General features: G+C 74.4%; 12 protein-coding genes. 3 read left to right on the forward strand and 9 right to left on the reverse strand.

All coding sequences use genetic code 11. From position 1 onward, the window contains the following. Positions 1–123: 123 nt before the first annotated feature. On the reverse strand, positions 124–1,086 hold the full coding sequence (locus RM779_RS33015) for an NAD(P)H-quinone oxidoreductase (protein ID WP_311621491.1): 963 nt from the start codon (positions 1,084–1,086) through the stop codon (positions 124–126). A 10-nt stretch (positions 1,087–1,096) separates the two neighbouring features. Further along, on the reverse strand, positions 1,097–1,444 hold the full coding sequence (locus RM779_RS33020) for a hypothetical protein (protein ID WP_077063409.1): 348 nt from the start codon (positions 1,442–1,444) through the stop codon (positions 1,097–1,099). Positions 1,445–1,661: 217 nt separating this feature from the next. On the opposite strand from RM779_RS33020, the gene RM779_RS33025 reads away from it, so the two are divergent. Together RM779_RS33025 and RM779_RS33030 are read left to right on the forward strand one after the other, a co-directional pair. Then, on the forward strand, positions 1,662–2,486 hold the full coding sequence (locus tag RM779_RS33025) for a helix-turn-helix domain-containing protein (RefSeq protein ID WP_311621492.1): 825 nt from the start codon (positions 1,662–1,664) through the stop codon (positions 2,484–2,486). Beyond that, positions 2,483–2,707, forward strand: a complete 225-nt coding sequence (locus RM779_RS33030; RefSeq protein WP_311621493.1) for a DUF397 domain-containing protein — start codon at positions 2,483–2,485, stop codon at positions 2,705–2,707. The genes RM779_RS33025 and RM779_RS33030 overlap by 4 nt, the downstream gene beginning before the upstream one ends. A gap of 105 nt (positions 2,708–2,812) precedes the next feature. On the opposite strand, the gene RM779_RS33035 is transcribed toward RM779_RS33030, so the two are convergent. Genes RM779_RS33035 through RM779_RS33045 form a run of 3 tightly spaced genes read right to left on the reverse strand, consistent with a single transcriptional unit; the run spans position 2,813 to position 4,809 of the window. Further along, the gene (locus RM779_RS33035; protein WP_077063408.1) at positions 2,813–3,115 is read right to left on the reverse strand and encodes a TFIIB-type zinc ribbon-containing protein; all 303 of its coding nucleotides are present in this window, start codon (positions 3,113–3,115) and stop codon (positions 2,813–2,815) included. A gap of 37 nt (positions 3,116–3,152) precedes the next feature. After that, positions 3,153–3,980 carry a phosphotransferase family protein gene (locus RM779_RS33040; RefSeq protein WP_311621500.1) on the reverse strand — a complete coding sequence of 276 codons (828 nt, stop codon included), beginning with the start codon at positions 3,978–3,980 and terminating at the stop codon, positions 3,153–3,155. A 22-nt stretch (positions 3,981–4,002) separates the two neighbouring features. Further along, positions 4,003–4,809 carry a TetR/AcrR family transcriptional regulator gene (locus RM779_RS33045; protein WP_311621494.1) on the reverse strand — a complete coding sequence of 269 codons (807 nt, stop codon included), beginning with the start codon at positions 4,807–4,809 and terminating at the stop codon, positions 4,003–4,005. A gap of 40 nt (positions 4,810–4,849) precedes the next feature. Between RM779_RS33045 and RM779_RS33050 the strand changes: the two genes are divergently transcribed. Then, a complete protein-coding gene (locus RM779_RS33050; protein WP_311621495.1) occupies positions 4,850–5,752 on the forward strand; it encodes an SDR family oxidoreductase in 903 nt (300 codons plus the stop codon). Between the two features lie 121 nt (positions 5,753–5,873). Here the strand turns inward: RM779_RS33050 and RM779_RS33055 are convergent, their stop codons facing one another. From RM779_RS33055 to RM779_RS33070, 4 genes are all read right to left on the reverse strand, one after another. Then, a complete protein-coding gene (locus tag RM779_RS33055) occupies positions 5,874–6,992 on the reverse strand; it encodes a potassium channel family protein (RefSeq protein WP_311621496.1) in 1,119 nt (372 codons plus the stop codon). Beyond that, positions 6,989–8,287, reverse strand: a complete 1,299-nt coding sequence (locus RM779_RS33060; protein ID WP_311621497.1) for a molybdopterin molybdotransferase MoeA — start codon at positions 8,285–8,287, stop codon at positions 6,989–6,991. The genes RM779_RS33055 and RM779_RS33060 overlap by 4 nt, the downstream gene beginning before the upstream one ends. Further along, positions 8,284–9,102 (reverse strand): NTP transferase domain-containing protein, encoded by an 819-nt coding sequence (locus tag RM779_RS33065; protein WP_311621498.1) that lies wholly within the window; start codon positions 9,100–9,102, stop codon positions 8,284–8,286. The genes RM779_RS33060 and RM779_RS33065 overlap by 4 nt, the downstream gene beginning before the upstream one ends. 31 nt (positions 9,103–9,133) lie before the next feature. Next, a partial coding sequence (locus RM779_RS33070) for a dihydrolipoamide acetyltransferase family protein (RefSeq protein ID WP_311621499.1) occupies positions 9,134–9,961 on the reverse strand: 828 nt, incomplete at its 5' end.

The raw sequence follows: 9,961 nt of genomic DNA on the forward strand, positions 1-9,961 counted from the left end.
GGTTCGCGGCAGGTGGTCGTCGATCTCCACGTAGAGTGCGGTGATGAGGGTGTCCAGGTCGGTCAGCACAACCGGATCTTGGACACCCTCACCTCATTCCCGCAGGACTTCGGCATAACTCGTCTAGACCGTGAGCACGATCTTCCCCACGTGCTCCCCGGCCTCCATCGCCCGGTGCGCCTGCGCCGCCTCGCTCAGCGGCAGCCGCCGGTCCACGACGGGGCGCACCCGCCCGTCGGCCAGCATCGGCCACACGTGCGCGCGCACCTGCGCCACGATCTCCGCCTTCTCTTTCGGCGGACGCGCCCGGAGCGACGCGGCCGACACCGAGGCGCGCCGCGCCAGCAGCTGCCGCAGGTCGAACTCCGCCCGCACCCCGCCCTGGAACCCGATGATCACCAGCCGCCCGCCCGGCGCCAGGGCCCGGACGTTCCGCGCCAGGTACTTCGCGCCGACGATGTCGAGGATGACGTCCGCGCCGCCGGACAGCTCCTCGGCGAAATCCTGCTCGCGGTAGTTGATGAGCACGTCCGCGCCCAGCTCCCGGCAGTGCGCCAGCTTCCGTTCGCTGCCCGCGGTCACCGCCACGCGGGCGCCCACCGCCTTGCCGAGCTGCACCGCCATCGTTCCGATGCCGCTGGCGCCGCCGTGCACCAGCAGCGTCTCGCCCGGCGCGAGGCCCGCGCCCATGAAGACGGTGGACCACACCGTGCACGCCACCTCGGGCAGCCCCGCCGCGGTCACCGGGTCGCAGCCCGCGGGCAGGGGCAGCAACTGGCCCGCGGGCACCGCGACGCGCTCGGCGTAGCCGCCCCCGGCCAGCAGCGCGCACACCTCCTCGCCCACCCGCCACGGCCCGGCCCCCTCGCCCACCGCCGCGACGCGGCCGGCGCATTCGAGGCCGGGATACGGCGACGCCCCGGGCGGCGGGTCGTAGTGACCCTGCCGCTGGAGCACGTCGGCCCGGTTCACACCGGCCGCGGCAACGTCGATGAGGACTTCCCCTGGCCCGGCCACCGGGTCCTCGACCTCGGCCCACACCAGCGCCTCGGGTCCGCCCGGTTCGGGAACGGTGATCGCACGCATACCTGCGACGCTACAGATAGATCTGGCGCGCGCATCCGCTGCAAAACGTTTTTCCCTCCCGTCGCTCAAGCTCCCGGTGCTCGCAGACCTGGTGTTCCGGCAGGTCGCGGCGGCGCTGCTCCTCGCGCGCCATGCTGACCAGTTCGGCGATGCACTGCCCGCAGGCGTACAGCTCGCCCTCCACCGACGGGGTCCGCAGCGGGCCGATCCACAGCACGCTCACGTTCTCGCGCCGGCAGTAGAGCCAGCAGCGGCCGGTGACCCAGTCGTTGCCCTCGGGGGCCCGCTGCGGCAGCGGCCAGCCGCTCACCCCGGAGAACACGATGCCGCGCAGGGCGACATGAACACTCGCGCTCATGCGGAACACCCCGGACTCTGCGCCCGTGCCCTCGCGCGCGTGTGAAGGCTCGTACGCGAAATCGTATGCACTTCTCCGATGAGATTGTCTGCCGTCATGTGACCGCCACCTCCGCCATGGGTATTCACCTTGCGTACTCCAACCATCACCCTCCGGTGTCCGCAAGACACCGGGTTTCGGGTTTCCCATTGGTCCGGAAAGTCAGGAAGACAAACAAGTGAACGAGTTCAGCGGCAGTGAACCGAGCGACGGCTACGCCTATTTCGGACTTGAGGTCAGGGAGGCGCGGCTGCACGCGAAGCTGACCCAGAAGGGACTCGCGGACGAAACGCACTATCAGCCGCCTTATATCAGCAAGGTGGAGAACGGACTGCTGCTCGGCAGTGCGCAGTTCGCGGCGGCTTGCGATCGCGTGTTCAACACTTCTGGGTTTTTCGCGCGAATGCGCGAACGCATCAACCGCCGCGAACACCCCTCCTGGTTCGAGCCGTACGTCAAGTGGGAAGCCCAGGCGGACACGATCCTCGACTACAACGCCAACCTGGTCACCGGCATCCTCCAGACGGAGGACTATGCGTACGCCATCTACCGGCACGCGCACCCGACTTCCTCGGAGCAGTGGGTCAGGCGGAAGGTCGACGCGAGGATGCGCAGGCACGAAGCACTCGAACGAGCAAACCCCCCACTCTTGTGGGTGATTCTCGACGAGTCATGCCTCCGCCGTCAGATCGGTGGAATCGCTGTCATGCGCGCGCAGTTGGGCCATCTTCTCAGCAAGTCGGAATCGCCGCAGATCATCATTCAGGTCCTCCCGTTCTCCAGCGGAGCGGCGCCTGCGACGGAAAGCTTCATCCTGCTGAGGTTCACCGAAGATCCCCCGCTGCTCTATGAGGAATCCTGGAGTGGCGGCCATGTGATTGACTCATCCGCGCAAGTGGCGCAAGCCGCCGCGACTTACGACCGGCTGCGGGCGGACGCCATGTCGCCTGACGAGTCGCGGGCGCTCATCAAAAAGGTGATGTTGGAGGAGTACTCCCGATGAAGAGCACGATCGACCTGGCCGGCGCCGACTGGGTCAAGTCCAGCTACAGCAGCGGCAACGGGGGCGCCTGCCTCGAGTACGCGAAGAACATTGCCGCCGCTGCCGGGATCGTCCCGGTGCGGGACTCCAAGGACCTGGCCGGACCGGTGCTCACGTTTGCCGCGGCCGACTGGACCGGCTTCGTCGGCGCCGTCAAGGGCGGCGGCCCGGCCGCGCACTGACGACCGACCGACACGGCGAACCCCCGCAGCCCGGGCGGGCAGCGGGGGGATTGCTCTGCGGGAACGCGTGTCCTCCCGCGGGCCGTCGGTCCGCTCCGTGAACGCTCAGGAGGAGAAGAACAGCCCGGACATGCCGCCCTTCTTGCGGCGCGGGTAGTGGTGACCGCCGTGGTGATGTCCGTGCTGCGGCGCCCCCCAGGCCGGACCGCCGGCCGGCGGGTACGGCTGCTGCGGCGGCGCGGGGGGCGGCGGGGCCGCCGCCTGCGGTGCCCAATTGGCTTCCAGCTGAGCGATGTGCTCAAGCTCGCCGTAGTCGAGGAATATCCCCCGGCAGCCACTGCACTGCTCGATCTGAACCCCGCTCCGGTTGAACGTGTGCATCGGTGCACGGCACTTGGGACACTGCATCATCGGCTCCATGGTCGATTTGCTGGCTGTCTCAACTCTATGGCAGCGCGGCGATCCTGAGACAGGAGATGAAGAGAGCCTCATCTTCCGGTTCCGGTGGCCGGCCCGCCGCCGCCGTGCGGACGAGGGCGCGCGCCGCGCACTGCGCCGTCAGCACCCGCGCCGGGCCGTCAAGCGCGGGCCACGGGTCCTCGCCCCCGGTGCCGGCCGCCGCCTGGTACGCGTGGAGCAGCCGGTGCCAGTCCTCGGCGGGCAGCAGCCCGGCCGCGAACCACGCGGCGGGCCGGGCGAGATCCCACGCCGGGTCGCCGGTGCCGAGGTCGTCCACGTCGATGAGCCGCCAGGCGCCCCCGTCGGCCGGGTACCTGATGAGCTGTCCGAGGTGGAAGTCGCCGTGGCACAGGGCAACCGACCGCACCGGCACGGGCGTTGCGAGGATGCGCGCCGCCGCGTCCCGCACCGCGGCGTGCGCGGACGGGAGGCGCGCGGACCGCAGGCGCGCCAGCGCCCGCGCCGCGCGCGCCGGGCCGCCCGCGGGCGGCAGCGGCCCAGGCACGGCCGGCGGCACCGCGTGCAGCCGGGCCAGCAGCGCACCGGCCGCCTCCCAGGGCACCGCCTCCGGATCGACGGGCGCCCCGTAGGGCCAGAGCGTGGCCGGCCTGCCGTCGTGCAGCAGGGACACGGTGCCGGGCGGCAACGGCGGCAGCAGCACGCCGGCCAGTGCGGGGTGCGCGGCGGCGCGGACGCGCGCGGCGAGCGCCGCCGCGTCGGTGCCCTCGCCGTGCGCCTTGACGACCACGTCGCCGATCCTGACCACGGTGCCGTCCAGCCGGTCGGCCAGCACCACGGGCTCGTCCCCGGTCATGGCGGCGGCGAGGGCCGCCGCCTCAGCCGCCTCGGACACCGCCCGCACCCGCCGCCGCGGCCCGCGCCTCGATGCCGTCGAGCAGGCGGTCAAGGCCGAACCTTCCCGCCCGCGTGGCCACTTCGCGGGCGCCGCGGCCGAGGCCGCCGGCGCGCCACAGGGCGGCGATGGCGGGGTAGCGCTCGTCGTCGAAGTCACGTTCCCAGAACGAGGAACGAGCCGCCCACCACGACGCGTCGGACTGGCCGGTCTCGTGCTCGGCGCGGTCCGCCGCCGCGGCCGCCGAGGCCGCCGCGTCCACGGCCGCGGCGACGGCACCGGCCGCGGCGGCGATGTCGTCGGGCGGCAGGCCGCTGTCCGTGAGGGCCGCGATCAGGTACTCCTCCTGCGCGAGCAGGCCGGGGCCGAGCGGCGGGCGCACCAGCGAGACCTGGTGGAACCAGGGGTGGCGGCGGTGGAGGTCGCCGGTGCGCGCGGTGTACAGCTCGATGCGCGCCCGCCAGCCGTCCGGGCGGGCCTGCCCGGCGCCGGGCAGGTCGCGTTCGGCCAGGACCGCGTCCACCATGAGGTCGATCAGCTCGGCCTTGCCCGGCACGTGTGTGTAGAGCGACATCGTGCCCGCGCCCAGTGCCTCTGCGACGCGCTCCATGGACATCGCGCCGATGCCGTCCCGGTCGGCGACGGTGACGGCGGCGTCGATGATCCGGTCCACCGAGATCCGCGGCCGACGGCCGCGTGCCGGGCGCCGCGGGCCGCCGCCAGGACCCGCGCGCCACAGCAGATCGAGGGTCCGCCTGGGGTCGCCCGCCCCGCTGCGCTCGGCTGCCATGCGCTTGATCCTACATTCCCGTATGCCATACGGTAATTCCATGACGATTCTGGTGACAGGAGCGACGGGCCATGTCGGCCGGCTGGTGACGGCGCGGCTGCGGGACGCGGGAGCCGACGTGCGGGCGCTGACGCGCGACCCGGCGGCCGCGGCCGCCGTGCTGCCCGCGGGAGTCGGGACCGCCGTGGGAGACCTGGCGGACCCGGACTCGCTGCGGCCCGCGCTGCGCGGCGTGGAGCGCATGTACCTCTTCCCCTTCCCCGGCACGGCCCGGGAGGTCGCGGCGCTCGCCGCGCGGTCCGGGGTGCGGCACGTGGTGGTGCTGTCCTCGGGGGCGGTGACCGCGGGCTTCGACACCGACTTCCACCTGCCGGTGGAGCGCGCGGTGGCGGAGTCGGGGATGGCGTGGACCTTCGTGCGCCCCGGGGAGTTCATGCTCAACAAGCTGTGGCTGTGGGGCCCTTCGATCCGTTCCGCGCGCGTGGTGCACGAGCCGTTCCCCGAGGTCCCCTGGTACCCGGTGCACGAGGCGGACATCGCCGACGTGGCCGCCGAGGCGCTGCTGACCGACCGGCACACCGGCGCGGCCCACACGTTGAACGGGCCGGAGCTGCTGACGCGCGAGGAGCAGGTCGCGGCCATCGCGGCGGCGCTCGGGGAGGACATCGAGCTGGTGCGGGTCACCCCCGCCGAGGCACGCGAACGGTACCTCGCACAGGGCGGGTTCGCCGCGGACAACGCGGACTTCCTGCTCGGCTTCACCGACTACTCGGGCCAGGCCGCGGACCCGGCCGAGGGCCCGGCCGAGGGCCCGGCCGCGGACCCCGCCGAGGCGCAGGAGCCGGCACCTGCCGCGAAGGTCCCGACGGCGGCCGACGCGACCGGCCGACCGGCGCGCACGTTCGCCGACTGGGCCCGCGACCACGCCGCCGACTTCACCTGAGACCGCTGGCGACCGACCGGCCCCGAGCGGGCGGACCCGAGCGACCGGACCCGGCCGACCGGACCCGCGGCCTGGCCGACGGGCTCGGCAGCTCCGTGGTGGCGATCCGTCCGGACAGGACTCAGCGGCGGGGGATGCGCCAGGAGCCGGGGCCGCGGTCCCGTTCCTGTTTCTGGAGCAGCGGCTTCACTTCCTCCGGCCGCACACGGTGGATGACCACGAGGCGGTCGGTGAGCTCCAGCGTCTGCGCCTCCTCGTCGTCGAAGCCGAGCAGCCGGTGACCGCGTATCACCGAGACGACCAGGTCAGGGCAGTCGCGCGGGGAGCGCCCCGCCTCCGCCTTGGTGACCGGCCGCTCGCGCAGGCTCAGGCCCTTGCTGTGCTGGATCAGGTCCTCCATCACGGCGCCCGAGCTGGGGCTGATCATCGACAGGCCGAGCAGCCGCCCGACCGCGCTCGCGCTGGTGATCACCGAATCGGCGCCGGACTGCCGCAGCAGCGGAACGTTCTCCTCCTCGCGCACCGAGGCGACGATCCGCACCGACGAGCTCAACTGCCGGACGGTGAGCGCCACCAGCACCGCCGTGTCGTCCCGCTGCGTGGAGATGACGACCTGCCTGGCCCGCCCCACGCGGGCCCGCCCCAGCACGCTGCTGCGGGTCGCGTCGCCGACGACGCCGGCGTAACCCTCCGCGTTGGCGTGCTCGACGACCGCCGCGCTCGGGTCGACGACGATGATCTGGTCCTGGCTCAGGCCGCCGCTCATCAGCGTCTCCGCCGCGGATCTGCCCTTGGTGCCGAAGCCGACGATGACGGTGTGGTCGCGCAAGGTCTTCCTCCAGTGAGCAAGCCGCCATTGGTCGCGGGTGCGCTCGGTCAGCACCTCCAGTGTGGTGCCGACCAGGATGATCAGGAACAGGACGCGGAGCGGCGTGATCAGGAACGTGGTGATCAGCCGCGCGCCGTCGGACGCCGGGACGACGTCGCCGTAGCCGGTGGTGGAGAGCGAGACCGTGACGTAGTAGAGGACGTCGGCGAAGCCGACCTCGCCGTCGTGGTTGTCGGTGTACCCGCCGCGGTCGGCGTAGACGATCACGACGGCGGTGGCCAGCACGGCCAGCGCCATGCACAGCCGCCGGACGACCTGGATCAGCGGCCCCGCGACGTAGCGCGGCAGCTGAACGCCGGGCGAACGGCTGTCCTCGTCTGCGCGGCGGGCGGCCCGGGCGGGGAACCTCATGCGGCAGGCAGGTCGAGGAGCCGGACCCGGTCCTGCGCCCGCGCCCCGCCGGCCGGGATCACCGCGAGCGCCGCGGCGGCGGCGATCCCGCGCAGCATCGCGGGGCCCGCGTAGGTCAGCGGCCTGGCCGCGTCCGGCTCGGGCAGCTCCACCGGGACCAGCCGGGTGTCCTCGGGGTGGCCGCGCACCTCGTCCGTCAGCCGCCCGTGCCGCTCGGCCGCGGCCGGCCGGTCGGCGAGCGCGCGCAGCAGCGGCTCGGCCAGGGTCAGCAGTCCTGAGACGGCGGCGAGCGGGTTGCCGGGCAGGCCCACCAGGGGTGTGCCGCCCGGCAGTTCGGCCAGCAGCATGGGGTGGCCAGGACGGACGGCGACGCCGCTGATGAGCAGGTGGGCGCCGAGCCGGGCGAGCACGGCCCGCAGGTGGTCCATAGGGCCCGCCGCGGTGGACCCGGTGGTGACGATCAGGTCGGCGCGGCTGGTGCTCATCGCCTCGTGCAGGGCCTCGGCATCGTCGCCGAGCCGCCGGGTCACCATGACCTGGGCGCCGAGCGCGGCCAGCCAGGGCCCGGTCATCGGGCCGAGCGCGTCCCGGATGCGGCCGTCGTGCGGCAGGCCGCGGAACAGGAGTTCGTCGCCGAGGACCAGCACCTCCGCGCGCGGCTTCGGCCGCACGGCGAGCTGGTCGTAGCCGGCCGCCGCGGCCAGGCCCAGGGCGGCCGGGGTCAGCGTGGTGCGGGCCGGCAGCAGCTCCGTTCCGCTGCGGCACTCCTGGCCGCGGGGGCGGATGTCGGCGCCGGGCTGCGGGCTCGGGCCGCGCAGGCGGCGGTCCGCCGCGGTGCCGCGTTCTGACCGAAGAACGGCCGTGGCCCCCTCGGGCACCCGGGCACCGGTGGCGATGGGCACGGCCTCGCCGTCCGTCAGCCGCCCGGCGGCCGGGGCGCCGGCGAGCAGGCCCGGCTCCCCGGCGGTCAGCCGCCAGGGCCCGGGGCCCGCGACGGCCCAGCCGTCCATCGCCGAGGTGTCGAACGCGGGCAGGTCGGTGAGCGCGGTCAGGGGCGCGGCGAGGGTGTGGCCGAGCGCGAGGTCGAGCGGCAGCCGGCGCGGCGGCAGCGGGCGTACCGAGCGGAACGCGGTGGCGCGGGCGCTCTCCCAGGCCGGGCCGACGTGCGCGGCGCCCTCCGCCGGGGCGTGCCTCGGCCGCGCCACGCCGCGGCGGCCCGCGCCGCGCGCCGCGGCGGGGGCGGCGCCCGCCGGGCCGTTGGCCAGGGCGAGCGCGTCGTCGAACTCGTCCGTCATCCCCGCGGCTCTTCCTGCTGCCAGCTCTCCGCGAGGGCGGACACCTTCCGGGCAGCCTCCGCGGGCGACATGCCGTGCAGTGCGGCGGCATACCCGATCAGGAACGTGGTCAGCGGCGCCGCGGGGCGGGCCACGCCGTGCGCGGCATCCCTGGCGGCGTCCAGGAGCGCGGTGGTGTCCACGTCGGGGTCGATGCCGAGTTCGGTCTTGACCGCGGCGATCCATTCGTCCAGCACGGCTCCATCGTCCCTGATCCTGGCGCGGGCCGTGGCGATGTCCGCCCAGGTGTCGCAGTCGAGACCGTCGGGGGCGGGCAGCCGGTGCATGGCGAGCCCGGACAGCGCCAGCTTCAGCGGCAGCCCGGCCAGGGTGCCGAACTCGGCTGCCAGCACGGCGATCTCGCGGCGCAGCGGCTCGGTCCTGTAGACGGCGGTGAGGGGCTGGTCCTGGCCCTCCGCGTCGTGCAGCAGCACGCCGTCCGCGGCGTCGGGCACGGCGAGCAGCCGGTGGACGGTGCCGGCGGTCAGGAACGGCAGGTCGGCGGCGAGCACGGCGACCAGGGGCCGGTCGGTATGCGCGAGACCGGCGTGCAGGGCGGCCAGCGGGCCGCCGCCCGGCGGGTCCTCGCGGGCCCAGCGGACCGGCCGCGCGACTGCCCGCCGCGGCCCGACGACGACGGTGGCCGCCGCGTCCGGGCAGGCGGCGAGCACGCGGTCGAGGAGGGAACGGGCGCCGACGCGAACGGCCGGTTTGTCCGCGCCGCCGAGCCGGCGGGCCGCGCCGCCGGCGAGGACGACGGCGTCGTAGGAAGCCATGCGGGCACCGTACCCGCCCGCGCCGAGGGGCCTACGCCCGGCGCAGCAGGAGCAGCGGCTCCTCGACGAGATCGGCGGCCTCCCGCAGGCAGCCGCCCGCGGCGCCGCCGTCGCAGACGCGGTGGTCGAAGGTGAGGGAGAGCTGCACGACATGCCGCAGCACCGCCTGCCCCTCGTGCGCCCACGGCTTCTCCACGATGCGGCCGACTCCGAACATGGCGGCCTCCGGGTGGTTGATCAGCGGTGTGGAGCCGTCGACGCCGAAGACGCCGTAGTTGTTGAGGGTGAACGTGGAGCCGGTGAGCGCGGCGGGCGGCAGCGTTCCGGCGCGGGCCTCTTCGGTGCGGCGGGCCAGTTCGGCCGCGAGCGCCTCGGTGGTGAGCGTGTGCGCGTCGTGGACGACGGGAACGAGGAGCCCGCGGTCGGTCTGGACGGCGAAGCCGAGGTGCACGGCCCGGTGCTGTACGACGGCTCGCGCGTCGGCGTCGAGCGACGCGTTCAGCTCGGGGTGGCGGGCCAGGGCGGCGACGCAGACGCGGGCGAGCAGTGCGAGCAGCGGCAGCCCGGTGCGCCGCTTGGCCTCGATCAGCCGGGTGGCGTCGGCGTCCACCCAGCAGGTGGCGGCGGGGATGTCGGCGTGGCTGCGGGTGACGCGTTCGGCCATGGTGCCGTGCACGCCGCGCAGCGGGACGCGCCGGGCGGCGGCGGCCCGTTCCACGTCGGCGCGGACGATCAGGCCGCCGGGCCCCGAGCCGGTCACCTCGCGCAGGTCCACGCCGCGTTCGCGGGCCAGCCGCCGCAGCAGCGGCGAGGCGACAGCGCCCGTGCGGGGCGGCAGGGGCGGCAGGGGCGGTGGCGG

It is taken from the genome of Streptomyces johnsoniae (assembly GCF_031845565.1).
GTDB lineage: Bacteria > Actinomycetota > Actinomycetes > Streptomycetales > Streptomycetaceae > Streptomyces > Streptomyces johnsoniae.